Genomic DNA, 25,850 nt, shown 5'->3' on the forward strand with positions numbered 1-25,850 from the left:
CCGTGGCAATTCACCTCAGAAAGTACTTACAGCGAACTGTTGATCTTTGCCATGATTTGAGGGGTCGACTCGATGCTCGGCATCCAATAATGGAGATTGTGTAGATGCCAACCTATAATATCGCCCAGCAGGGGGCAGACAAGACAGGAGAGGTTGCCATCGACACTGTTCTTTCGAGACTTATCGGTAGTGATACCACGATCGTGTTTCCACGTGGGACGTATAAAATCAATGAGCTCGTGGTTCAGTCCGGTACAAATAATCTCGAGCTCATCGCACCTAGGGGTGCCCGCTTAGTGCCTGGCCGATCAGACGACAGTATTCGATGGATTGACGTCTACTCGAATGGGTTCGTGCTGGATGGTTTCGAACTGGACATGCGAAATATAGAAATACCTCCATTCGTGCGAATGAATTCAGAGGCTGGCAATTGGGAAATCCGACGAGTGATTACCCGTGGGCGAGTGCGTGGGGCGACTGATACAAATGTTGGATCGAATAGTTCGTCCGAGGCACGAACGTATTTCCGGCTGTCTGCAGCAGCAGGTACTCGTGGGTTGCTCCAAGATTGTTACTTCAATCGAGGATCGTGTGCACCAGACGAAGCGAGCAATCGTCGTGCAATTCTCGTCGAATCAGCAAAAGGTGCACTTACATTCAACCGCTGTTGGTTCGAGAGTTGGGGAGAAAACACGATATACGCGAAAAAACCCGAAGGCAGACTTAAAATCTTAAACTGCTTTGTTCGCAATTCACAAAACGGGCTACGACTTGGTGGCAACACTGATGTTCAAAACTGTGTCTCAATCAAAGATGACCAACATCCAACTCAAGCTTGGTCTAACGGATCACTCCAACGCGGAGTGAATGCAGAAGCGATCGACTCTCCGAATACATCACAGGGAATCAATAGCTACGATGGGACGCTTTCGATTAGTGATAGTGATTTTTATCACCGCTACCCGGACAATAGCTGTGGTGGGGCAATTACTGCTCCAGCTCCATGTCAACGCATCAACATTCAGCGGGTGCGCATTAGTTATAATTCAACAAAAAGCCACGACGCTATCTATACGTATGAGGGCAGGATGAGTGATGGCACACCTGCAAATCTTGAATATCTCCAACTCGAAGATGTCCACGTTACAAACGATCATCGTTCTGAATACGGTATTTATATTGGGCAAGTACCCGATACGTGGGGAACTGTTTCTGGTGTGATTGGGGGCAGTGGCACACAGACGAACTCCTCATATGTCCAGAATCAGATGACCACGGGTGAGGATCCTATCCAACCAAACACGACGCCACCACTGCCAAGTCCGCCACCACTTGGGGAGGTTCCGATGCAACAGTCACAACTCGTCCGTATTGATAATACAGGGGGTAATGAACCAACGACTTACCAGATTACGGCTGGTCAGTATGCTCTTCCGGCAGCAAACGATGGTGCGTCGATAACGATGTCATGGGGTCCGGATAGCGGACCAAGACGCCCACCGAACTCGGAGGTTGCCACAGGTACGATTCCAGCAGGGAAGGCGCATGCATTCTATGTAAGAGGAGGCATTATTTCAACTGAGTCCAATGGCCCTGCAGTTTGGACCGTTGATGGCGAGGCATACGAACCTGAATCTGAGGGACCAGCAATACTCACAAATAGAATTACCAGCGAAAAGCAAGAAGCTCGAAGCCAATGGCAACTGGCAGACACAGTTGTCCAACCTAATGGCGTTGCGATCGCGAAACCACTGTCATACGATGGCATTCAACCAGCACATGTTCGCGTTCGAAACATTGCAGACAGTAGTTTAGAGTACAGACTCGAGGAATGGCGATATCTCGATGGAAACCACACCAACGAAACGTTCCATACGCTTTCTACAAGAGTAGGCGAACACGAAATCGAGCTAGATAATGGAACGACGTATCGAACAAAAGGAAGAAAAGTCGCAACTAATGACGAATTCAAATCTGTTTCACTTGGTGACTTCTTCGGTGCTGAGACACCCATTCTCCTCGCTCAAGCACAGTCGTTCAATGGAGGTGATCCGATTGTCACACGATTGCGTAATATCTCAAGTGACGCATTTGATGTGCGAGTTCAAGAGGAAGAAGCCCAGGGAGGACATCCGAACAATGAGCAGGTTGGTACTGTGGCACTTGAGCAAACCGTGGGTAGCCTTGATAGCAGGTCTTTCGAGGTGCAACGGACCGGAGAAACAGTTAATCACGAGTGGTCTCGGATCGCTTTCGAGCAGGCGTATGAAATTCCACAGTTTGTCGCCGATATACAGACGTTCAATGGCTCCGATACAGCAAACCTCCGGTATCGGAATTTGTCTGGGTCCGGTGTTGAGATAAAGGTCGAAGAAGCACAGAGTGCAGACACTGAAATAGAGCATGCACCGGAGTCAGTTGGATACGCTGTTTTCGAAGGTGCTACATTACTGACTACCACTGTTACCAGCAATCAAGCAACCAGGGGCGAATGGAAACAAGCAGATTCCATTGTTCAACCAAATGGTGTTGTTATCGCGAGTCCGCTCTCATATAATGGTCCGAGTCCATGTCACGTTCGACTTCGAAATGTTGGTGGTAATAGCTTCGGATATAAACTCGAAGAATGGAAATACCTCGATGGCAGGCACATCAGTGAAACATTTCACGCACTCGCTGCAGGAGTTGGTAGTCGCCAAATCCGACTCGATGATGGTCGATCCTCTCAAGTAGAGGTTGGAACCGTATCCACGCCGGATAGATTTATCAGCGTTTCTCTAAGTAATTCATTTGGCGCGGAAACGCCAGTCGTTCTTGCCCAGTCACAGACCTTCAACGGCGGCGATCCAATTGTGACACGTATACAGAACGTCTCAAATAATTCATTCGACGTTCGAGTCCAAGAAGAGGAAGCCGAAAGTGGCCATCCGAATAACGAGACGGTAGGTTATATCGCACTCGAAGAGGTGGTCGGTGAAATGAACGGCCGGACATTTGAGGTACAGCGGACTGGGGCGACTATCAGTAACAGATGGTCTCGAATTAACTTCCAGCAATCATATGAAGACCCGAAGTTTGTGGCCAGTATACAAACGTTCAACGGCGCGGATACAGCAAACCTCCGCTATCGAAATCTAACGGGCACTAGTGTGGAAGTCAAAGTTGAGGAGGGAGAGAGTGCAGACACTGAAACCGAGCACGTTTCAGAAGCAGTTGGATACGCCGTCTTCGAAGACTCTGTGTAGGGTCTGTTCTCTCAGCATTCTCTATTCGCCAATGAAATCATAAAATGTGAATTGATCAAATGGCTTCTATCGCAATCTTGATCACGACCTACGAACTCACGGATTGTCCATTCGAATTAGTATAATAATCCATAGAATATGGTCACAGATACTGTGACTTAGCGTACATGAAAACATTGAATTGTAGGTTACTAGGCTCTCTGTCTAGCGTTGAAAGAAAAACGACTAAGCTATCTAGTGATACTAAAATACAATTTCGAAGAGATATCAGGCTGAACGTGAAAGAAGTCAGGCAGTAAATAACAATTATTTAGTAACGATATTTTGTAGATGTCGGGTAGAAATTCCCTCAGCCCTATTGGATCATACGCCCGACTCTCATGGGGAACACGTCTCAGGACATGGCCATCCCCATGAGATCAAATCGCAATATGTAGTCTGAGAGTAGTAATTGAGGTCAGACACGAGACCCAACAAGGATCAATTCTGGATGTCGGTGTGTTTGATCCTACAATAGTTTCACAAACAGATTTTGACTCCTTTAGAATAGAGTAAGTCGGTTAGTCGTCTCGAGTTTGGTTCACTCCTTATGCAAATCAAATATCCGCTGTGGACTATTTGGGGTAGTTCTGAATATTGTCGATTATGTCTAATTCGCTAGTGGCAACGTATGTTGATAACGTGGTCACTCGGGTCTGACTGTATTAACCCCATCATTGGTTTGATAGGTCACGCTATTCGATTCGGAGTCACGAACAGAAGTCGTTCGTTGATATCCAACTCTTTGGTGGGATTACATCGTTATAATAACGGGGGACACGCCTGTGTATTCCCTGCACTATTGCAGAAACACCGCAGAAACAACCGCACTTGCTAGTAGTTGAGGGTTGCGTACAGTGGCTACGTCGGTGGAAGTTGTGTTCGTGTGGCTGGTGTAGTAGAATACAAAGGGGTTCGGCGAACCCCCTGTATTATACGATCGTAATCAGCCCTCCCGGTGAGCACGAACCCATCCACGTAGGTCGGGATGGTTCCACTCAACGCGAATACGCTTTCCTTCGACTTTCGTGGTAGCGTCCACGTCCGAATTGGCGAGATGGCCATCGACATACTGGACTCCGGGTACCCGATCGCTCATCTCTTCCATCACGCGATAGCCATCGGTCATATAGGCACACCCATAATGGGTTGCAACCTCGCGATAGTTCAGATAGACAATTTGAGTGTTGGTTTCGCGAGCTTTCTCCTCTGCCCGTCCAAGAACGTGGAGGTATTTTTCGTGGATGCTCGTGTTTGCTGGTCGTTTGGTTGTGAAGTCGAGCAGACTGGCGTTGTCGGTTGATCGTTCAATTGTATCGTGCAGTTCTTTCCCGACGGTGGCCGCTTCGGCCACGATGTTCGGTGAGGTGGCATCGACGCTACTGCCGTCATCACTCGTATAATCGCGTACGTCGTTGATGATTCGCGAGACTGATGCACGAATGCGTTGGTTCTGTTCGCGTTCTCTATTGAGTTCAGTCTGGAAGTCAGTGGTCACGGTTTCGAGGTCATCGATGCATGATTCGAGGGCGGCGGTTCGGTCGCGTTCGGTTGCAAGGTTTGCTTCAAGGGTCTCCATTTGATCGGTGGTGGTCGCGAGTTCGGTTCTGAGCGCTTCGCAGTCGTGCTCTAAGTTGCGGATGCGTTGGTCTTTGGCTGCTAATTCGGATTCAAGCTTGTCGACACGCTCAGTAAGGGCGCTCAGTTGATCGACCAAGGTAGCATTGGAGATAGTTGACTGGCTCATCGATTGATCACCTCTTCAGGAGACACCGTGGTGGGACGGTGAAGGACGGTGTCCTGGTATCCACTTTCGACGATGGTGATCTCGCTGGCAGCAAAGTAGAACTGACACGGGTCGAAGAATGAGAACAAGCCGTTAGTGACGCGGGTGGTTTGCCACGTGGCATCTGGATTCTGTGCTCTGGCCAAGTAAGTTGGAAGCGATACCTGGGTGGGTGAGTCGTGGGCGGCGCTCATTCGTCACACCCCCGTTGTGTGTCAGTGAGGTCGGCTGGCAGATGGCCAGTGTGTTCATCGGTGGGGTGGGTATTGTCGGGTCGCGTGACGGTTTCGATAGAGGCGTGCGTGCGCACCCAGGCGTACTTGCCGTTAGGTGTGAGTTCGTAGCGATCAAGCTGGTGCTGTGTGTGGTCGTACGCCTCATAGTAGGTGTAAGTGAGTCGGTACAGGTCGTTGCTGGGGGTGGCGAACAACAACGTATGGGAGCCGGGCTCCGGCCCACGGTGAGTCAGTATCGGATCGACGTGCTCGTGGTCGTAGATGACGCCTGTAAGCGTGCGCTTGGTGGTTGTGACCTGGATGGGATCAGTGCGTGTGAGTAAGAGGATAGTCTCTGTGCGAAGACTGGGATCGGTCATTAGGCATCACCTCTCAACTGGTGTGCAAAGCGTGGTGGCGTGTGCAGGTTAATTGGTGGGTGCTGCAGCTCTCGGACGGGACACTTTTGTCCCGTGTGCGTGTAGAGGTTCATGCGGTTGACTCCAAACGACCGCATGACGGGCGCGTGGTGCAAGCACGTGTCCGTTCTGAGTTTTAGTTAAACAACCCGTCGTGCAGTCGTTACTCTTTGTATGATTCTGACTTCCAATAAATGTTGTCACAATAGTGTGCCAATTTGTCCTAAATTTGTGACAACTGTTCTATAAATCGACGGGTGTAATAATAAGGAGGATTGACGGAATCTCATGAGAAACCGGGCATCATGGATGAATAAGGCAACCGACCCGGTCCTTGAGATACTTGCTGACACGGGCTACGCACTCCCATCAGGAGCAATCTATTACAACCTCTCACATAAGGAGCAAACAGATGTTTCTAGACGCACCGTACTGCGCGCGTTAGATCCATTGAAAGAGCATGGATTGGTGAGAATTGCTGATCAGACAGAGACATATTACGAGATTACCGAGAAAGGACAAAGATATCTTAGCGGAAATCTAGATGCTGAAACATTGGAATCATAGCTATAATTCGATCTTAGGTTCTAATAACAGAGGTACATCGTAGGAGCAAGACTGGTTTGATGCGTCGCCTCACAATACTTTACATCACTAGCTCGATCCGCTTTGCAACTTTTTACAATACCTGTTGAAAATTCTTACGTAACTCTGGGAATATCCAAAACAGTCTACGATATTTCGTGCTGGCGAGAGATAATAATCGCTCTCTTTGAAGATCTTGCTATAAATTTCAACAACGACATCAAGCACTCAACAAACCACTCAACCGTAACTCGTGATGGTTGGTTACTTGTGGCAGCGTTTTCGCCACCAGACCACACTTTGTGGCCCGAGCTTTATTTTTCAATTTCACCCTCTCGTGCTAATCGCGCAAGTCGCCGACGGGAACATCAACTTAGAGAGCTGGTGATCTTCAGTATCTGAACAGGGAGGTCACCAGCAGCCCCATGATGATTACCCAGTCACGGTCTATGCTTCTCAATCAAGAAATAGTCGTGAGTGGATTGTCACAGGCGTGTACTGCGCCAATAATTGCAAGTAGTAGAATTAGACGGATCCGAGGATTTTACTGATGAGTAGTCAAACTTGAATAGATGGAAGCTGACGAAATTCATCCGCAGGCAAAGAGCGTCCTCAAACGCCAACAGTATATTCCACTCCCTCACAGCGAGCGCGGCCTTCGTCTCTTCCGACTGTTTACCCACGTTACCGCCAGAATACGGAATCGGAATCCACCAACAGTCGGAAAAATCGTCAACCGAACGATTCCCGGTTCTGACGAACCGCTTGAAGCAAAATTGTATCTCCCGGAAGGATCTGGACCTCACCCGACTATCGTGTTTTTTCACGGCGGTGGCTTTGTTTTCGGGGATTTAACGACATACGACGTCCTCTGTCGGCAGTTGACCCGTGCTAGTGGGTGTGCAGTATTATCAGTTGCATACCGTCTCGCCCCGGAACATCCGTTTCCAGCAGCCGTTGAAGACGCTTACGCAGCAGTACAATGGGTGGCTTCAAACCCTTCTGCAATCGGGTCAACTGGAGACCTAGCAGTCGCCGGTGATAGTGCAGGCGGGAACGTAGCGGCTGTCACATCCCTAATGGCCGCGGAAAAGAATGGCCCTGAAATCACACATCAAGCACTATTGTATCCGGCTGTTGGCAGCGAAGCTGGACAACCATCAGTTGAACATCATACTGGAACCGTTCTAGATGAGCGTGACCTCCAGTGGTTTCGAGACTGTTACTTTGACAGAGAGATCCATGAGCGGAATCCATACGCAGATCCGATGAATGCCTGTGATCTTTCCGGTGTGGCACCAGCAACGATTATCACTGCCGGGTTCGATCCGCTTCGAGACGGTGGCAAAGCATATGCGGAACGTCTCGATGACGACGGGGTATCGGTTCGATATATCAACTACGAGGATATGATTCACGGATTTATGTCCTACCGAGAGATCGACCGGACACATGAAGCGATCACCACTGTGGGTAGTGATCTTGCGGATGCACTGATTTCATGTTGACCTCAGTACCCTCTGGCATTGCTCGCTCAGTGGGTTGCGGATACGGTTTGTGCACTCTTTCTCACACTCCCCTCTTCTATCGAACTTTATGCGCATTATCGCGTGAATCCTCAGCGAGAGTCATGCTGACAGGGGTGCTCGTCCACTTGCTTCCTACAAAGAAGGCTGCTAGTGTCCACTCATCAAATCCAATAATGTAGATTACGTGCTCACCATAGTTTATGGGTTGGAAAAGACGCGAATGGATGCGCGCGTCTTTGGAATACAAAACGATTCCAAGTGGTAGTAAATCAACTACCCGTCTAAAAGTTTCGATTGAGAACGAGTATTTAATAGAACAATGAGAAATTTCAGAGAAGTTCAATAAACATCAATATTATGACGAATAGATGGGATACAATCTAAACTCGCCAAACTACTCCAACACGTTTGCTATCAAAACCAGATTTGTTGGTTTTCCCGTCCAAACTTGTATTCGACTCATCTCTCCTGGTTCATGGTAAAAATCCTCACAAACACAAAGGATTTATATTGGCCACAAGAACTTGAAAGTTGCAGGAAAGGTACGGAATCGAGAGATTACGATAAGCCTTAAACTGCGAACCTTTCCTGTCATGCTTTCATATACTACCAATAAAATGCAGTACTCTAGTTATTTCACGTACTGTGAGCTGCAATAGTTCGTTCGCTATCCGGTAACGAGGCGCAGGAAGGTTTGATTGTCTCCACTGTTGCTCACCAGTTTTGGTATCATATGCGCCAATATAGCCCTCACTATCAGTGGGACCATTATTCGTTGTAGCTGCAAGATAAACCATCTCATCCTTAATAATTGGTTCGACAGAATACATACTACCATCTAGATCCATTTTCCAGTTTGTTTTTGCATAAGGAGTTGGATCAGTTGCAGTGATTGCACCAGTTCGTCGAAATTTTGATCGAGCAGTTGTCCACGGAGCAGGCTGACCAACGCTTGTATCATTGGTATCCGCTTTTGCAGCGACAGTTGCAGCCTCTATGCTTGCTGTGCCCATTGTAATGCCTACTGTTTTGAGAAATGTTCTTCGGCTATTTCCACAACTGTCAGGATGATCATCTTCTTGCATCTGTCCATATATCAAAAAAATTATTATAATATTTATCTAATGGTTCCTAGCTACATCTATATGGTAAAAACTAAATACTAATTACAAACTTTATTACTAACGAAATATGAACATCGGGAAAAAGTTTAGTCATGACAATTATGGGCTCCACCATCTTTCAAATATTTTACATATATATCAACCTATAGATATAAAAAAAATTATTAACTATGCGGAGTGTCGGTAAATGCCGACCTATAACATTATTGAAGAAGGAGCAGATAATAGTGGGAATTCAGCAATTGATCCGGTTCTTAATGAAATCGTAGGTTCTGATACAACCATTATCTTCCCGTCTGGAACATATTTACTTAATGATCTTGTTGTCTATTCTGGTATTACTAATCTACATCTAATTGCACCAAATGGTGCGCGTCTGGTTCCGGGAACGTCCGGTGATAATGTCAGCTGGTTCGATGTCTACTCGAACGGATTCGTACTCGATGGGTTCGAACTCGATATGCGGGATATTGAGGTCCCACCGTTTGTGCGAATGAATAACGAAGCGGGGGACTGGGAACTCAAGCGTCTGGTCACGCGTGGGAAAGTTCGAGCAGCCACCGACTCTAACATTGGTTCGGGCAGTTCAAGCGATGCTCGAACGTACTTTCGGTTGTCAGCAGCAGAGGGAACCCGAGGACTATTACAAGACTGCTACTTCCACGAAGGGGCTTGCGAACCGACTGAAGCGAGTAATCGGCGGGCAATCCTGGTCGAATCAGGAAAGGGCGAACTCGTCTTTAATCGCTGTTGGTTCGAATTGTGGGGTGAGAATACAATCTATGCGAAGAAACCGGAAGGCCCGCTGAACATCTACAACTGCTTCTGGCGCAACACACAGGTTGGGGTTCGCGTCGGAGGGAACTCCGAGGTTCGAAACTGTGTTTCCATTAAAGATGATGCTCATCCTGTTCAAGCTTGGTCCGGTGGCTCACTCCAACGCGGTGTGAGCGTTGAGGCTGTTGTTCCAGCAGATCCAGAAAACGGGATTAACAGCTATGATGGGACTGCTACTGTCGCTGATAGTGACTTCTATCATCGCTATCCAGACTCAAGTTGTGGTGGGCCAATTACCGCATCGACACCATGTGAACGGATCAGTATCAACAACGTCCGTATTAGCTACAATTCTGAGAAATACCATGACGCGATCTACACGCTCAACGGCCGAATGAACGACGGTGATCCGGCGAATCTCAAATATTTAGAGCTACAGAAGGCTAAGATTCACAATGATCACGATAACCAATATGCTGTCTCGATTGGTCAAACACCAGATCAATGGGGGGATGTAGCTGGAGAATTAGGTGGCAGTGGGCCACAGACGGACTCCGCGTATATTCGAGATCAGATGACTACCAACGGCGATCCTACCTTGCCTGATACACGACCACCGCTCCCATCTGTGCCTCCGCTTGGAGAGGTACCACTACAATCCGCACAGCTCGTACGGATTGATAATAGCGGGAATAACGCTTCCTCGGCCTACCAGATTACTGGTGGAACATACGTGCTTCCGGCAGGTGATGACGGTGCAACGGTGGCAATGGATTGGGGTTCGAATAATGCGCCAGTGCGCCCGCCTGATTCAGAACAAGCGACTGGTTCAGTTCCACCAGGGGAGGTGTATGCCTTCTATGTGACTGGGGGTATCGTCTCAACCAGTGCAAGTGGGGCTGCAACCTGGACGGTTGATGGAACGCCATATTCTCCGGGCAGCGTCCTTTCAACAAATACGCTGTCGTCTAACCAGACGAACCGAGATCAGTGGCACCAGGTTGAGGCAAGCGATCAATCGACGGGCGTTGTTGTAGGAAAACCGCTTTCGTATAATGGCAATCAACCAGCACACGTTCGCCTTCGAAATTCCATAACCGGTGGCTTCGACTATAAACTCGAAGAATGGGAATATCTTGATGGGGGACACACTACTGAAACGTTCAACACCCTTGCGGTACCACCTGCTGAATACAAATTACAACTGAGTAATGACTTACCCTACCTAGTGAAATCCGGGACAGTGTCTACTGACCATGAATTCACAACTGTTTCACTTGGAGATTTCTTTGGGTCAGGGCAACCAGTTATCCTAGCACAATCACAGAGCTTCGAGGGGAGTGAGGCAATTGTCACACAAGTATCTGATGTTTCAAGTGACACATTTGATGTGAAAGTTCAGGAGGAAGGAGGCGAAGCTCATCGCGTAGAAACAATTGGGTATATTGCACTCCAGCCGGAGGTTGGTCATCTCGATGGAAGACCATTTGAAGTCCAGCGAACAGCCGAGATAGTTACTGACGAGTGGACTCGTATTGACTTCCAACAACAGTATAACAGACCTCAATTTATCGCAGGTCTACAGACGTACCATGGACTGGATACAGCGGGCGTCCGTTACAGAAATCTCACGAGTTCAAGTGTCGAAGTAATGGTTGAAGAAGAACAAAGTGATTCTTCTGAAACAAATCACGCGACAGAGGTAATTGGTTACGCTGTTTTCGGGGAGCCAGCAATCCTAACAAAAACAATTTCTAGTAATCAACCTAGTAGCGATCACTGGCATGAAATCGATCTAGACGTACAGTCTCCACGCATTGTTATCGCAAAACCACTTTCAAATAATGATGGTCAACCATCTCACCTTCGGCTTCAGAATGTGACGAAGAACAGTTTCCAGTATAAGATAGAAGAGTGGAAATATCTTGATGGGGTACACATAGATGAGATATTTCATATGATGGCTGTGGAACCAACCGAACAGGAATTACTATTGGATGATGGTTCTACCTATCGTGCTGAGGCTGGAACTACATCGATTGCTGGTAGTTTTATTAATGTCTCTCTCGGGAGCTCCTTTGGCTCAGAACGACCAGTTGTTTTCACGCAGGTTCAAACATTCAATGGCCCACAACCGATTGTCACTCGGGTAAGAAATGTCTCAAATGACTCGTTTGGAGTAGGACTGCAAGAAGAAGGCGAAGACGAGTGGCATACACAAGAAGAACTTGGATATATTACACTTGAACAAACGTCGGGTCAAATCAATGGTGCCTCATTTGAAGTTCAACGCACCGAAGAAACGGTTACTGACCAGTGGACTCATATCACCTTCAGTCAAGAATACGAATCACCACGATTTATTTCACATATGCAAACTTTCAATGGTGTAGACACTTCCAATTTACGGTATCAAAACTTGACTAATACTGGCGTTGATGTTAAAATTGAAGAAGAAAAATCGACAGATGGTGAAACAAGACATCAAAATGCGGAAGAAATTGGCTACGCTGTCTTCGAAAATTCAATTTAGAATGCATTTTAAAAATTAATATATCTATATTGGTCAATTTACGAAGCGAGTAATTTGTCGACATAGTGCCTTGATCGACCGAGAACTGCTCAGCGAGACTGTAGAGAGGTGAATTCTGAATGCTGGGAATGTGATGGGACGGCAACGTCTGTTAGGGCGTTCGCCGTCCGTCTCTACGCGACCGGTTGTTCCTCAGAGTGACAAGTCACATCAAGCGATTTTTCTGTGGGTGTATTGTGTGTCTAACAACGTTTGTGACCCACATCGACTGTGCCGACACGCGTCGCGGTTGACGAAACCACTATCAAAATTTGCAGCGAGTGATCTTGGGTGTACGTCGCAATATGTATCAAAACCAAGCTGCTGCTTGACGTCGCCGTGTGATTGGTATAGCACCGATAGCGGCGACACAAGTGTAGGCTCGCAAAAAACACGACTACTGGAATCTCCGATGATCACGAGGAACCGAATATTTCCGCTAATCGTAGGATCTTCGCGCTCGATGCCATTGATGGATCTATGAGGTATCGGAGAGAAACTGAAAGAAGGACGTTTGTTAATCTCACGGATAATGATAGAATTGTGTACTAAACCAAAAACAAATATGTCTTCAGAAATGATAATGGCGGCAAGGTGCAAGCGTGATTGGCGGATACAGGGGAGGAATGCATATTTCAGGACGACGACGTCAACGAGTGGAACGGTCGACCTGCTGTCACTGAGAGTCATGTGCCTTTCGTCGAGTCGGATCATAAGGGAACGTGAACACCATTCATTCAAAAAACGGGTGAGGTGGCATGGACGAATCAGACGTGGAGTCGAGCGCTGAATCAGTGGAGCTGTGGTACGTGATGTGCTGGATGTTGTGGCGTGTCGGTCGTAACATGAGAACGAGCGCGGTGGTGTGTGACTTGTCGCTGTCGTCTCGGCAACTACTGCCAGTGAGAAGTTCGTGGTACCGTGAACGTTCTCACCGAATAAACAATGGGTGGCTCTAGGTTTTGTGGATCAAGCGGCGGTGACGTCTCGATTCTCATGCCTGTTTACCACCCGCTGGGTCGACGATAGCCTCGACATGGGCGTTCGTTCGAAGCCAAGCGTATTCCAGTAGGTGTTCGACTGTACCGATCGAGAATTGTTCCGGTGTGGCCGATTCTTCGTAGTAGCAATACTGTACTCTCTAGCGATCATTTTGGGTGTCACAACGTACAGGACATGCTCGCCAGGTTCGGGGCCACGGCAGGTGAGAACGCGGTCGTGGTGTGTACACTGGTAGACGACACCTGTGAGCGTGCACGTTTTAGTGTGAATCTGGATCATATCCGCTGTCGAACAAGAGGATTGTGTGGTGGTCGATCGTTGTCCGTCCTCGTGTGTGGTGTCTTTGTGCGTTATGATCCAGCAGTCCGGACGTGGGGTGGGATGGTGCGAATCACTCATTGGGTCTCACCACCCGTTGGAGTGTTGGTTTGGAGACGGTAGTCGGACGAGACATTACAGTCCTACTTTACTCGATTATCAATAGTCGAGAGCGATGTATGATCATGATAGAACAATGCGAGTTGCTTGTCATAGACTGTACTACCGGCAGAAGAGTAGGGTTTGACGTTTTTATATCATGATGTTTAAGTCAACAATTTCAATATAAGCGAGCTTCGACCGGAAAGCAAGAGGGTACTTATACTCATCCTCTGTTTGAATATCAATAATTGATATATAATGCGGGCACTAAATTTACTACCAGCTTCCACCTACTGCACGTGAATAAATAGATGCTGCCTGCTCAGCGACATTGTCCCAGTCGTATTGTTGAGCTCGGTCACGAGGTGCGTGAGTAGGACGATTATCTGCGAGTGCCTTATCAAGAGAGTTAGCTAATTCCACAATCGTAGGTTCTACTACGAGACCTGCATCGCCGATAACCTCTTTAGCTGCCGAATTGGGGTGATCTGCTCCGATAACCGTACAATCTGAGGCCATTGCCTCTACATAGGTGATGCCAAATCCTTCGCGGGTAGACGGGGAAGCAAAAACGTCCGCCGCGCGCATGTGTCCGAGTACTTCGTTGTATTCGTCCAGGAATCCAAGGAAAGAGATCTGGTTGGACGTTTCCAAATTTCTGGCCTCCTGCTTTAATGATTCAAGTTCTGGACCTTCACCAATGATACCAAGTGTTGAATCAGGAGGTGCAATTCTATCGAAGGCTTCGAGGAGCCTGTCAACTCGTTTGTCCTCGATCAGTCGACCAGCAAAAAGTACATCAAAGCCATCATCTGCAGGTTCGACAGAGCGGATCTGATCATAATCGATTCCGTTTGGAACGACAGGTACTGTGTCGTAATTAGGGCTAAGTGATGTCAGTCGATCCGCGGTAATACCGGAGACGGCGAGTGGATACTGTGGAATACTTGCAGTAAATCGCTCCGTAATCTTCCCGAAGGGAGCTAATGTTCCAAGATAGTCAGTCCAATAGTCCTGCCAAACCTCATGCCAAGTAGTTACGACAGGGAGTTCGGAGAAGAGAGTCGAAAGCTTCGTCGAGAGTACCGGGAAATACGGGAAGACAGAAGCCACGATAATATCGTGTTCATGGCGATGTCGATACAGCGGAACGACAAGATCCTTTGCAAATTCGATTGCCTCGGTAATTGAGCGGCGTTCTTGTGCGTACAGTTCCCGTTCTGGACTGACTGCACGAAGTGTCATCCCCGAGTGAGTGATCTCTGTCGATCCATCCCAGAAATGACGACCGTAAATTGTCACGTCGTGACCGGCATCGGCAAGTCGCGTGCCGATTTCATGAACACGCTTTTCAGCACCACCGGTGACAAAAGGATACACGACATTTGTGATGAACGCGATTCTCATTTGAATGTATAAATTGGTTCAAGCAACTATTCTGTTTCGGAAAAGATCCATCATAAATTAATTTTGCTTTAGAATTCGCGTCGGAACCAAAGTAATATATCCTTCGAGCAAACTCAACTTAGTAATGAGTTCCGGAAATCAGAATGTGATTCTTCTGTCGATGGACGCACTTCGTGCGGATCATCTATCCTGTTATGGATACGAGAGGAACACATCCCCCAATCTCGACAAATTGGCGAACCAAGGTATCTTATTTAAGAACGCGTACAGTGCAAGTTCACACACACGTGAAGCAGTGCCGGCGATCCTCACAGGACGATATCCTGATGAAGCAATCAACTCGAACTACCATCGCGCCAGAGATACAGTCGCTACTCATCTAAAACAAGAGGGGTACACCACCGCGGGGTTTCACTCGAATCCTTTCGTCTCACGAGCCTACGGATTCAATGATGGGTTTGATATGTTTGATGACGATCTCCATCTTGGCAAACACAAACTCATCGCGCTCGCTCAGCGGGCGTTGGATAAACTACGCAACCGACACTATGCTCGGGCGGATGAAATCAACGAACGGTCACTCGATTGGATCGATTCCCTCGATAGCGATCAACCATTCTTCCTCTGGAACCACTACATGGATCCACACGGACCATACGAACCCTTCGATAAATATCGAGCGTTATATCACGACGAGCCAGTAAGCGACAGGCGCGCGCAAAAACTCTACAAGCGAGCAATCAACTTTCCGGAATCGATTTCGAACTCTGAACGAAAACTACTCATCGATTTGTACGACGCTGAAATCCGCTACACAGACAAACAAGTTAAGGAGTTCATCGATATACTGAATAACAGAGGGCTACTCAACGATACTCTCCTCGTGATTACGGCGGATCACGGCGATGCCTTCGGTGAACGTGGATACTACGAACATCCACGCTACGTTCACGAGGAACTCACTCGAGTTCCGATGATTGTTATAGATCCGGATTGCGGAGCGAAAACCGTCGAGACGCCGGTCAACACCATTGACGTCGTTCCCACGCTGTTGGACGCAGCCGAAACGAACGCCGACCTGCCGGGTCGGTCGCTATTGGAATTTGCCTCGGAACCGTCCGTGAACCGAACCATATTCATGCAAGCCCGCGGGGAAAAAGAGAACAGCCACCTCCGCCGCTTCGCCGCACGAAACGAGGATGCGATCGGGTACGCGACGTACAATCTGGAGGCGGAGGAGATCGTTGCAGAAGAGGTGGACGACGAAGAACTGTCCTGTAAACTCGAAGCTTACATCCAAGAACGGGTAGCAGAAGGAGAAACGCAGGCCGCCGATTCGGACAGGGACGAGGCAGACGAAGAGATTGAACGTCGACTTGCCGCATTGGGGTACAAAGAGTAACATGAAAATTGGGATTAATGCACGTACGTTCTCAGTTGATGAACCAGGTGGATCAGTGCAAACATCACTGAGATTGACCAATGAGTTGATGACCTACCCTGAGATTGAAGTAGTACTATTTGGTCATAATTCTTTAAAACATATTTTTCCAAATGCAAAAATAATTGATAAATATTATCTTAAAGACAGTCAAATATACGGATTATTCTGGGAACGAACGGTGCTTCCCAATATAGCTTCAGCAGAAGAGGTAGATGTACTCTACTGTCCCAACGGAAACGCGCCCTTGCATCCCGTTTCATATCCCGTTGTAATGTGCATCCACGATATAAACGCAATCAAAGGAATGTCAAATAAGCACCATCAATTATATAGAAAATTAACAGTACCACAAGCTGCTAAATCAGCCGATGCAGTCGTGACTGTTTCAAATTTTTCAAAAAGAGAAATAGTAAATGAATTATCTATTGATTCAAACAAAATAAATGTTGTACATAACGGCATTAAAAACACATATTTCAATAATGAGAGCAGTTCGTCAATTGACTTACCAGAAAAGTATATACTATATGTTGGAGCATTTAATCCAAGGAAAAACATTAAACGTCTCGTAGCAGCGTTCAAGCAATTAAAAGAGGAAGCAGATATACCTCACAAGCTTGTTCTAATTGGACCTAAGAATAAAATGATATTTAAAAATATGGATATTACCATATCGGAAGAGATTATAACTCCTGGGTTCCTGAAAATAGAAGAATTAAAATTCGCTTATCAAAATGCTACGATATTTGCCTATCCTTCGTTATATGAAGGATTTGGATTACCACCCTTAGAGGCGATGGCCTGTAAAACACCAGTTGTGGCATCTACAGCATCCTCACTTCCTGAAATATTAGACAATGCAGCAGAATTGGCCGATCCATACGAGATCGAGGATATTAAACAATCAATATATAAGGTAATAAGTGACGAACAATATCAAGACAAATTGGCTAATCTGGGTCAAATTAGAAGTCAACGATTCACATGGAAAGCTGCAGCAGAAAAAATGGTGGATATATTTATATCAGTTAATAATAAAAGATAATATTGAAATATTTTATAATTTATATATAATCTCGATATCCGATGCGTTTTTATCCTGGTAGGGTATTAACTAATTATGGTAAATGACATTTATTTAATTACGATTGATTGTCTTAGGTATGATAAGTGTGGGTTTTCAGGGTATGAAAAAGACACCACACCAAATATAGATAAATTGGCCGAAAATGGAGCCGTTTTTGAAGATGCCATTGCCCCGGGTCCTCGAACGAGTGAATCGATCCCAGGTATCCTTTCAGGTCGACATTCGTATCAATGTGACTATGTGGAAGAGTTATCATATAAATCAATACCCAATAATGCAGAAACCTTCGCTTCTTGGCTCTCCAACCATGGATATACCACTGTCGGAATTGTAGCAAACCCACAATTGACGCCCATTCGGAATTTCGACGCCGGATTTGACAAATTCAGGAACATTCGTATCGAATCGCAGGGGGATAAATTTTCAGAGGAAGGTGATACCAGTGGAAATCCAGTACTAGGAGTGGGCCGAGCTCTTCTCCGGCAAATGGAAAATTCACCTCTTCCTCTTAATCCGGTCAGATTAGCATTTGTTGGATATAGAATAAAGCAATTGTATGATGGTTGGCCAACCATTGATGGGAAAATAGTGATTGATAATTTAATGTCATATATGTCCGATAGAGAAGGACCCATGTTTGCCTGGACCCATTTGAATGATTTACATACACCAATTCATCCAAGGCGAGCAAAAGAAGGAGGGATGGCTAATCATTCATCATTACGCCAATTTTGGGACGATTCAAAGCGGGTGCGCCACCAATATGCACCAATCTATGAAAAAGCGTATGATAGCGTGCTCAAATATATTGACGCACAAGTCGGACGTTTTATTGACTTTCTTAAAAATGAAGATCGTTGGGAAAAATCGCTAGTCATTGTAACTGCAGACCATGGAGATTCAATGTTGGAGCATGGTTACTATGATCACGGTGCAGGGGCTGAACAGAGAATATGCAACGATGATCGTGATTACCTGTATCGCGATTTGTTACACGTCCCATTGGTTCTTTCCGGCCCGCAAGTTAGTCAAACCAGAATTCAAAAGAGTTTCTCACTCACATGGCTTAACGAATTAGTGGCACAAACAGTTAACATTGAAAGAGGAGATTTCCCAATTGAAAAAGATATTGGAAATATATCGATTAGAGAATTTTATCCATCTCGGCCGGTTATTGCCGATGCTCTAACCGAAAGAGGTCATACTATAGTTGCACATGACTAAACTGGGACAGTCTATTCAAGCGACAGCAATGACATAAATGAGTGGTGGTATTTTTCAGCTAATGATCCCAAGGAGTGCAAACCGAAAAGTGTGCCAGAAAAATCGCCAAGCAAGTTAAAAGACGAAATCAAATCGGTGAAAACAAATCCGGAAGAGATGCGTCGTCTTACTGATTCAATAGATGCAGAAACCAAGCAATTATTGTCTGATCTAGGCTACAAATAAAAAATATAATTAATATCAGTATTTAATGAATATTTCGTTGAGATTTTCTATAGCTGCTTTCCAGGAATATTTTTCAGCTAGCTTTCTGCATGATGCAGTGTCACAACTGGAAACTTCCTCAACACCTTTTGTAAGATCATTTGACACAACTCCGGTAGACTCGTTGAGTAATTCACTTGCACCGCACCTCGAAGACACTACAACAGGGGTCCCACAAGCTAAAGATTCTAAGATGATATTTCCAAATGCTTCGAAATTGGCAGGGTGAATAGTGGCATAAGCCTTACTATACAAACTACGAAGTTCTTCTTGAGAGATGTCAGATAAGGTCTCAAAATATTGTGAACTGTGATTTGGATCGCCAACAATGATCACACGACGTTGAGTTTCACTTGAAAACCGCCTCACGTCGTCTATGCCTTTTCTTTCATTATCTCCAATAAAAAGAACATAGTCCTCCTGTCCTTCTTCGGGAAAAAACTCACCTGAATCAACACCATTGTAGACAATATTAGAGGGTGATGAGAATTTGTAGTACTCCTGCCATGCATCACGACATATTTTACTGTTGAAAATGTAATGATCCGACACATCTAATGAACGTTGGTCAACAAATCTCCTTGTTGGTTCTACTATTTTATCTAATATTTTCTTGAACGTACTGTACTCTTTCATGACATACTCGCCCGACTTTCGTTTGGAGTCATGATAGTGAGTTATAAGGGGTATTTTCAGACCATACGGAAGTGGAGTGTGAGTATATGCAATATCGAATCGTTCGATATCAAAATCAGCTAGAAAGGTTTTCAAAGCATATGGGAACCTAATATGATTTCCTTCAATACTCCCAAAGTCAACGGTATGTAGGGTGAAGTCACGGCTGATTTCGTGGATTGGACGGTCGGACGCTTCTCGACATGTTCCAGTAATTACTTCCACATCGTGATCTCTTAACAGTTCATCACAGATTTGAGCAAGGGCATACGATATGCCACCAAGTACATGAGGGGGAAATTCTCTAGTTATCAGTAATATTTTCATCGATATTGCAGTAGGAATGATGAACTCCTATATGAAAAATATTCCCTTTATGTAGAATTTCATGGTGATTATCTAATAGATGCACTACGGATACATATAATCACTGAACACCAGATTTAAGAATTGCTCTGATCAATGGGATTTCAATACCGAAACGGTTTTCAATCTGATAATATAGATCTAAATCATCTTTTTCAAGGCTACTCGTCCCGACTAAACATATGAGTTGAAAAATAGAAATAACGATGCCTAATGAAATCAATCCAGTGAAATTGGTTATGTGGCCGATTACCTTCGAAATAATAGCCGTAATTAATATATTGGCGAGTAAAGGCTTTAATAGATGGCTGGAAAATGGGTGAATACTTGTCATTCGATAAATTATTATAATTTCTATTAAATTGTATATCCCATATCCGATGACCGTTCCAAAAGCTGCGCCAACAATTCCAAATTGGGGTATTAACCAAATATTCAACAGAATATTTGACACTACACCGACAACTGAAGCATATAACTCGATCTGGGGTCGGTTAATTGCCTTTACTACGTCACCGTCTAAACCAACTAAAGAACGTATAAAGAGACCACCGGTTAGTACTGCCAGTGTCGGAGCAGCAGCTGAATATGCGCTTCCAAAGAATACCCTCACAGTATCCCCTGAGAAGAACGTGAATAACAGCACAGGTGGGAAGGTAAGAGTGACAATCCATTTCGTGGAGGTCTGATAGAACTGATGGAGAGAAATTATGTCATTCTCTTCGAAATATCTGGTTGCTAGTGGTAAAAACAAAAAAGTAAAAGAACTCATTACAAAAGTAGTTACTTGACGAAGAGGCTGTACGGCACGATAAAGACCAACATCTTGTGAATCCAAAAAGTACGCAATCATGATCATATCTGAATTTGAAAGCAGAAGAAAAACAGTGGAACTGACTGCAAGTGGCCAAGAAAATGCAAATAGTTCATGCAATGATTTTTTGTCGAAATTCAGTGATGACCTGGTAGGCCAATCAACATAATAAAAAGAAGAGATAAGAACGAATAGTGGAAGAAATGCCCAATAGATAGCTGCTCCTTCTTCCGGACGGTTGAAATAAAGGAATAGAGTCAAAATGATAAAGCATCCAATTCGGGGTATGAGTTCTCGAGAAACCACAGCATGTAGAGATTTCCCTTCTGCTCTAAGAATACCGAACGAGATCCGAGAGAGGGGATAAAGAAGTAAAAATGGCAGAAAGTATGGAATGAGATCTGAGAAAGACGGTGCTGATAAAATATCTGCGATTAAAAAACGGGCAAAGTATATTGTTACCGATCCAATTGTTGCTCCTGCTAAAGCAATCACGTATCCTGAGATAATAGTATTCCCACTTGATACATTATTGGATGAGAGCATTCGAGTGATGCCTTCGTCCGATCCAATCACAAGGATACTACCAATTGATAAAACAATAGTATAAGTAAGTGCAATTTCTCCAAACAATTCAGGATTTAATGTTCGTGCAATAAAAATTTCGCTACATAGGGCAAGTAATCTACCGACAATTGTCCCAATTAATATTATTACTGAACTTTTTGCTAGATTTCCAAGCGCGTTGGAGGAAGAGGTCACATGAATAAGAAATAAGCAAGTCTCTTCAACTTTTCGGGATTATTTTACAATCTAATTCCTAAAACCATTATATATCATATTTATCGTTTTCCAATCTTAGTCCAAGTAACCGAGAGCCTTCAGTTGATCCTGCTTTTCCATGTCATGTTCTTTGATCCAAGAATCGGGTTCATAGCCATTAGTATTCGTTGCTTCCGTTTCAATCCAGGGAACAGTTCTCAAGGAAGAATGTGGCATCCGCGGGGGATGACCATAGATTCCCCACTTACCCAATGCATTGCCATGATCCGATGTAATCACAACATCTCCATTAACCGACTCCAATAATGTATGAATATTGTCTAAAACTAATTCTAAATTCTTCCGATAACCCTCCCATAATTCATCAAGAGTAATATCCCTATCGCGATATAACTCCCATACGTCTCGATGATCATGGGATGAAAACTCATTTAACTTCTTTTGAGAGAATGGTTTGGGTATAAAGGGGCAGTGAGGCTGTAGATAATGAGCAATAGTACGATCTGAGTTTGTTCCACGCATCGCACGGATTGTTTCATCAGTGACCGCTTGTGGTGGGACTGTTCCCGGCTCTTCCCAGACGCATTTCCATAATTCCACTACTTTTTTAAATTTATTATTATCTACTAAGTTATCAGAAAAAGGATTTGAGCAAATATAAGTGGTTTCTTTGATTTGGTCATGCTTAAATGTCCTTCGCATCCAATACGCAGTTGTACTGTCTACAGACCAATGTGAATCTACTTTTGGGATATAATCATATTGATTCGCCACTTCACACATGAGGTCATATCTACATGAGTCAACAACTATCAATAAATCCCAACTATAGTCATAAATATTGTCTCCAGCTGGTTGAAATCGACGACCCTGCTCTAGAAACTTACGATACACTGGCCATAATGATTCTCGAATTCCGCCTATTCCATCTTTTTCAATGTTATTTCTAGACTCTGTTAACCAATGGAATAAATCCATATGATTTATTACCTCCCCGTGTAATTAATACTATCGTATGTCGGAATACTACTATAATTACTAAGTTCATATGAGAATACAAACCAAAAATTCGCTGGTTCGTAGAAAAACTTCGATCAAATTGTTGTGTATAATTTGGTTTTTAGCATTTACTACGTTAGTACTAACAGCGTTTAGCTTAATATCTATCCCTTACCAAATAGTATATTTTAATTTGATATTTTTGGGCGTAGTACTAGTCATCATCAATAAATTCAACGTGCTAGACACTACCCGTATGATATTTATATCCTTATTATCATTAGTCAACTTATTGATCGTAATTGATCCCAAAGAGTTGAAACTATATGGCTATGACCCAGCGACAACCTTGCAAATATTCAAATTATATCAAAATTCTGGGTTGTTATCGGCAACGTCCAAGGGTGGATGGCCAGGTATGTACATTCTGATTGATGTATTAAATGAAATACTAAGTATTCCACTAATGAAGATTGGAAAATATTTACCGTTAATTAGCATATTAATTCCCATTATTTTTTTTCTAGGAGTGAAACGGATCGGAGGAAGTAAAGTTGCATTATATGCTGTATTATCAGTCATATATCTTAAAACATATAGAGGATTTGAAGCAAAGCTAGTTGATGAAATTCCAGCTATGATTGCGCTTTATTTTATATTATATATATTTATGTTTAAATTTAGAGCGAGATCTTCCAATAAGCGTGTAATAGTTTTATCCGCTGTGTTTTTTTCATTAGCAATAATCAGTCATCCTATCCTTGCAATTGCGTCAGTAATACTAATATTAATAAATGAAATTTTAGTTGAAAATCTCCTGTACAGGATTGATATAACAGACGAACAAAAATCGATATCAATATTACAGATAGCAACAGCTGCAGCGATCGCCGTTACTGTATTGATTTTCTGGGGAATTAATAGTAATACTGTGGCAGGAATAATTGTAGGATTAACACAATTAGGTGGTTCGCCTAGTTGGACAGTAGGAGGAAAATCAATACCTTCTATCAGACAAATGGTTGTATACTATGGTACGATGAGTTTGATTGTAATATGGTCCATCGCCACACTTTTATCAGTAGTAAATAAAAGAACTAAGACAAAAAATTGGCAATTATCACTATCATTTTTTGCCGGAGTTACGACAATATTATATTTCTTCCAGCTTTTTGCTGGACGTGTAATCGCTTATGATCCTGCTCGTTATTTATTATTATTTATTCCTATAACAACGTTTATAATGCTACATGAATTAGAACATATAGATGCCTTTCCAAAGGATATTATTCAAATAGTTCTTTTAATATCATTTATTACGATACATTCTTTTGCTATTTCTCCTCAAGTCCTAATTTCCAATCCCGATGAAACTACACTAGGTGAAGGTAATTACACACCTCAACAGTATCAGTCAACATATTGGGTAGAGGAATATTCATCAGAAAAATATACAGTTGTGGGATACGAAATTGAACTATGGCGATATATAGGACGTCAGCCAGAATTACGTCCATCAAGTTGTGAACCGAATAAAATTTTCGTGGAAAGACTAGATCAAATGGCCAAAGATAACTCATATATAAATGGAGACAAAATCTACACATCGCATGGAGTAAAGCTCTATAGATGCTCTGTCCTTTGATAAATAAATTAGAAATAACTTTAATAAATAATTATAATCTTGCTTAATCTAGGTTGTAATATTATGATGCATTCCAAGTGCTTTTCACTCTTAACTCCGATAACTATACTATTGTGAGATTCAAGAATGATCTAAAGAGTTTAGTTCGACCAGTATATTTCTGGAAACTTTCGAAACAGGCTAATCTGGAACATTGTAGTCCTAGCTTTAAGCCGAGTAAAGATAACCTTCCAAGAGATGCTCCAGAACACGTTTTAATGATTTGTATTGATGCACTTCGTGCCAAGAGTATGATGAAAATCCCTGGTTTTACACTTTCTGATGCTATAGCCCCAAGTCCTTGGACATTTCCATCTGTATCTAGCTATTTGACCGGATTATATCCACATAAGCATGGAGCCGTTGCGCATACAGATTCAAATAGTGATTCATTCGCAATGCCAAAACAGACAAACGAGGGAAAACCTCTTCCAATCCTTTTTGAGGAGCACGGATATGAGACATTTGCTGGATACGGTTTCCCAATGCCATTCATGGCGACAAAAAGTTGGTTCCAATCACACCGAGTGTATGCGGATGCCAATTCAGAAAAAGTAACAGATAAATATCAGTCATGGCGATCAGATCGGGAACGAACATTCGGTTATATTCATCTAGGTGATGTTCATGCTCCTATTGAAATTCCAGATGAATACATCAAACAAAGGAAGGTAGATACCTCCATAGACCAACTTAAATCCTTTAGTAAATATACTAATAATTATAATTCTAATGATGAAAACTGTAGACGATATCGTAAACATCGATTGCGGCTATATCATGCAGCTATTGATTATACTCTAGAAGTAGTAAAAAGCCTAAACAATGAACTAGAAAATACGACGATTTTTATATTTGGTGACCATGGAGAAGCTCATTGGGAATTCTCCGATCTCGATAGAAAGTTCACTGATAGCCGACCAAATTACTGCTGTGGGCATGGTGGTACTCCCTTTGACGTCGTTGCAAGAGTCCCGATTGGCTCAACTGATTCAAAATTAGTTCCCACAGGTGGACGTGCCAGTCTAATCGATTTACCGAAAACAATTGCCTCACTAATTGGTAAAGGAGACCAATATACAGGTTGTAATTGGAAAGACCCAATATCAACGGGTCGAAAAGTCCTTTGTGAGGGAGTACGCTACGGTGTAGAGCGGAAAGCTATTTATTGTGACACTCAGAAAATCATTGTATCCAAGCAGGATGATGTAATTCTTTCATCATACATTAAGGATGGAAAGGAACAATTTGATGCTAATGAAGAAAATGAAGAATTAGTTTCAGCTCTCCCAGATGATTGGGAAGATTCTGACCCAGTTGGACAAACAAGTAAGATGGTTGAAAGTCAGCTTCGGGCGCTTGGGTATAAGTGACTGGTACAGTCTATGAC

Annotated in this window: 17 protein-coding genes and 1 pseudogene; 10 read left to right on the plus strand and 8 right to left on the minus strand. The window is 44.1% G+C overall.

Annotated features, from left to right (window positions below; genetic code table 11):
* Positions 1-104: 104 nt before the first annotated feature.
* Positions 105-3,245 carry a hypothetical protein gene (locus OOF89_RS18195; protein WP_266081643.1) on the plus strand — a complete coding sequence of 1,047 codons (3,141 nt, stop codon included), beginning with the start codon at positions 105-107 and terminating at the stop codon, positions 3,243-3,245.
* A gap of 985 nt (positions 3,246-4,230) precedes the next feature.
* Here the strand turns inward: OOF89_RS18195 and OOF89_RS18200 are convergent.
* Genes OOF89_RS18200 through OOF89_RS18210 form a run of 3 tightly spaced genes read right to left on the minus strand, consistent with a single transcriptional unit; the run spans position 4,231 to position 5,665 of the window.
* Complete coding sequence (locus OOF89_RS18200; RefSeq protein WP_266081645.1) at positions 4,231-5,031, minus strand: hypothetical protein; 801 nt, start codon at positions 5,029-5,031, stop codon at positions 4,231-4,233.
* Positions 5,028-5,264, minus strand: coding sequence for a hypothetical protein (locus OOF89_RS18205; RefSeq protein ID WP_266081647.1), 237 nt, complete (start codon positions 5,262-5,264; stop codon positions 5,028-5,030). Before OOF89_RS18205 ends, OOF89_RS18200 begins: the two co-directional genes overlap by 4 nt.
* Positions 5,261-5,665 (minus strand): hypothetical protein, encoded by a 405-nt coding sequence (locus OOF89_RS18210; protein ID WP_266081649.1) that lies wholly within the window; start codon positions 5,663-5,665, stop codon positions 5,261-5,263. Before OOF89_RS18210 ends, OOF89_RS18205 begins: the two co-directional genes overlap by 4 nt.
* A 327-nt stretch (positions 5,666-5,992) precedes the next feature.
* Between OOF89_RS18210 and OOF89_RS18215 the strand changes: the two genes are divergently transcribed.
* Together OOF89_RS18215 and OOF89_RS18220 are read left to right on the plus strand one after the other, a co-directional pair.
* Positions 5,993-6,271 (plus strand): MarR family transcriptional regulator, encoded by a 279-nt coding sequence (locus tag OOF89_RS18215; protein WP_266081650.1) that lies wholly within the window; start codon positions 5,993-5,995, stop codon positions 6,269-6,271.
* Between the two features lie 590 nt (positions 6,272-6,861).
* A complete protein-coding gene (locus tag OOF89_RS18220) occupies positions 6,862-7,797 on the plus strand; it encodes an alpha/beta hydrolase (protein WP_266081652.1) in 936 nt (311 codons plus the stop codon).
* A gap of 620 nt (positions 7,798-8,417) precedes the next feature.
* On the opposite strand, the gene OOF89_RS18225 is transcribed toward OOF89_RS18220, so the two are convergent.
* Entirely contained in the window at positions 8,418-8,903 is a 486-nt protein-coding gene (locus tag OOF89_RS18225; RefSeq protein ID WP_266081653.1) for a hypothetical protein, read from the minus strand.
* A 226-nt stretch (positions 8,904-9,129) separates the two neighbouring features.
* Between OOF89_RS18225 and OOF89_RS18230 the strand changes: the two genes are divergently transcribed.
* A complete protein-coding gene (locus OOF89_RS18230; RefSeq protein WP_266081654.1) occupies positions 9,130-12,252 on the plus strand; it encodes a hypothetical protein in 3,123 nt (1,040 codons plus the stop codon).
* 70 nt (positions 12,253-12,322) lie between these two features.
* Positions 12,323-12,573: pseudogene (locus OOF89_RS18235) on the plus strand (IS6 family transposase); the annotation flags it as partial.
* A gap of 1,416 nt (positions 12,574-13,989) precedes the next feature.
* Here OOF89_RS18235 and OOF89_RS18240 read toward each other — a convergent pair.
* Positions 13,990-15,120, minus strand: coding sequence for a glycosyltransferase family 4 protein (locus tag OOF89_RS18240; RefSeq protein ID WP_266081656.1), 1,131 nt, complete (start codon positions 15,118-15,120; stop codon positions 13,990-13,992).
* Positions 15,121-15,244: 124 nt separating this feature from the next.
* On the opposite strand from OOF89_RS18240, the gene OOF89_RS18245 reads away from it, so the two are divergent.
* The 3 genes from OOF89_RS18245 to OOF89_RS18255 all read left to right on the plus strand — a co-directional run bounded on the left by OOF89_RS18245 (position 15,245) and on the right by OOF89_RS18255 (position 18,875).
* Positions 15,245-16,522: a sulfatase gene (locus tag OOF89_RS18245; RefSeq protein WP_266081658.1), complete on the plus strand. Its 1,278-nt coding sequence runs from the start codon at positions 15,245-15,247 to the stop codon at positions 16,520-16,522.
* A 1-nt stretch (position 16,523) separates the two neighbouring features.
* The gene (locus tag OOF89_RS18250) at positions 16,524-17,609 is read left to right on the plus strand and encodes a glycosyltransferase family 4 protein (protein ID WP_266081660.1); all 1,086 of its coding nucleotides are present in this window, start codon (positions 16,524-16,526) and stop codon (positions 17,607-17,609) included.
* Positions 17,610-17,684: 75 nt separating this feature from the next.
* The gene (locus OOF89_RS18255) at positions 17,685-18,875 is read left to right on the plus strand and encodes a sulfatase-like hydrolase/transferase (protein ID WP_266081662.1); all 1,191 of its coding nucleotides are present in this window, start codon (positions 17,685-17,687) and stop codon (positions 18,873-18,875) included.
* A gap of 240 nt (positions 18,876-19,115) precedes the next feature.
* Here the strand turns inward: OOF89_RS18255 and OOF89_RS18260 are convergent, their stop codons facing one another.
* From OOF89_RS18260 to OOF89_RS18270, 3 genes are all read right to left on the minus strand, one after another.
* Positions 19,116-20,141 (minus strand): glycosyltransferase family 4 protein, encoded by a 1,026-nt coding sequence (locus OOF89_RS18260; RefSeq protein WP_266081664.1) that lies wholly within the window; start codon positions 20,139-20,141, stop codon positions 19,116-19,118.
* Positions 20,142-20,241: 100 nt separating this feature from the next.
* Positions 20,242-21,756 (minus strand): flippase, encoded by a 1,515-nt coding sequence (locus OOF89_RS18265; protein WP_266081667.1) that lies wholly within the window; start codon positions 21,754-21,756, stop codon positions 20,242-20,244.
* 96 nt (positions 21,757-21,852) lie between these two features.
* Positions 21,853-22,755 carry a hypothetical protein gene (locus tag OOF89_RS18270; RefSeq protein WP_266081669.1) on the minus strand — a complete coding sequence of 301 codons (903 nt, stop codon included), beginning with the start codon at positions 22,753-22,755 and terminating at the stop codon, positions 21,853-21,855.
* A gap of 313 nt (positions 22,756-23,068) precedes the next feature.
* On the opposite strand from OOF89_RS18270, the gene OOF89_RS18275 reads away from it, so the two are divergent.
* A complete protein-coding gene (locus tag OOF89_RS18275) occupies positions 23,069-24,421 on the plus strand; it encodes a hypothetical protein (protein ID WP_266081671.1) in 1,353 nt (450 codons plus the stop codon).
* A 290-nt stretch (positions 24,422-24,711) separates the two neighbouring features.
* Positions 24,712-25,833, plus strand: coding sequence for a sulfatase-like hydrolase/transferase (locus OOF89_RS18280; RefSeq protein WP_266081673.1), 1,122 nt, complete (start codon positions 24,712-24,714; stop codon positions 25,831-25,833).
* Positions 25,834-25,850: the final 17 nt, after the last annotated feature.

Source organism: Haladaptatus caseinilyticus (assembly GCF_026248685.1).
Lineage (GTDB): Archaea > Halobacteriota > Halobacteria > Halobacteriales > Haladaptataceae > Haladaptatus > Haladaptatus caseinilyticus.

Coding starts and splice junctions, on each gene's coding strand:
- OOF89_RS18195 (WP_266081643.1), top strand. CDS start 105: ATGCCAACCTATAATATCGCCCAGCAGGGGGCAGACAAGACAGGAGAG.
- OOF89_RS18200 (WP_266081645.1), bottom strand. CDS start 5,031: ATGAGCCAGTCAACTATCTCCAATGCTACCTTGGTCGATCAACTGAGC.
- OOF89_RS18205 (WP_266081647.1), bottom strand. CDS start 5,264: ATGAGCGCCGCCCACGACTCACCCACCCAGGTATCGCTTCCAACTTAC.
- OOF89_RS18210 (WP_266081649.1), bottom strand. CDS start 5,665: ATGACCGATCCCAGTCTTCGCACAGAGACTATCCTCTTACTCACACGC.
- OOF89_RS18215 (WP_266081650.1), top strand. CDS start 5,993: ATGAGAAACCGGGCATCATGGATGAATAAGGCAACCGACCCGGTCCTT.
- OOF89_RS18220 (WP_266081652.1), top strand. CDS start 6,862: ATGGAAGCTGACGAAATTCATCCGCAGGCAAAGAGCGTCCTCAAACGC.
- OOF89_RS18225 (WP_266081653.1), bottom strand. CDS start 8,903: ATGCAAGAAGATGATCATCCTGACAGTTGTGGAAATAGCCGAAGAACA.
- OOF89_RS18230 (WP_266081654.1), top strand. CDS start 9,130: ATGCCGACCTATAACATTATTGAAGAAGGAGCAGATAATAGTGGGAAT.
- OOF89_RS18240 (WP_266081656.1), bottom strand. CDS start 15,120: ATGAGAATCGCGTTCATCACAAATGTCGTGTATCCTTTTGTCACCGGT.
- OOF89_RS18245 (WP_266081658.1), top strand. CDS start 15,245: ATGAGTTCCGGAAATCAGAATGTGATTCTTCTGTCGATGGACGCACTT.
- OOF89_RS18250 (WP_266081660.1), top strand. CDS start 16,524: ATGAAAATTGGGATTAATGCACGTACGTTCTCAGTTGATGAACCAGGT.
- OOF89_RS18255 (WP_266081662.1), top strand. CDS start 17,685: ATGGTAAATGACATTTATTTAATTACGATTGATTGTCTTAGGTATGAT.
- OOF89_RS18260 (WP_266081664.1), bottom strand. CDS start 20,141: ATGAAAATATTACTGATAACTAGAGAATTTCCCCCTCATGTACTTGGT.
- OOF89_RS18270 (WP_266081669.1), bottom strand. CDS start 22,755: ATGGATTTATTCCATTGGTTAACAGAGTCTAGAAATAACATTGAAAAA.
- OOF89_RS18280 (WP_266081673.1), top strand. CDS start 24,712: ATGATGAAAATCCCTGGTTTTACACTTTCTGATGCTATAGCCCCAAGT.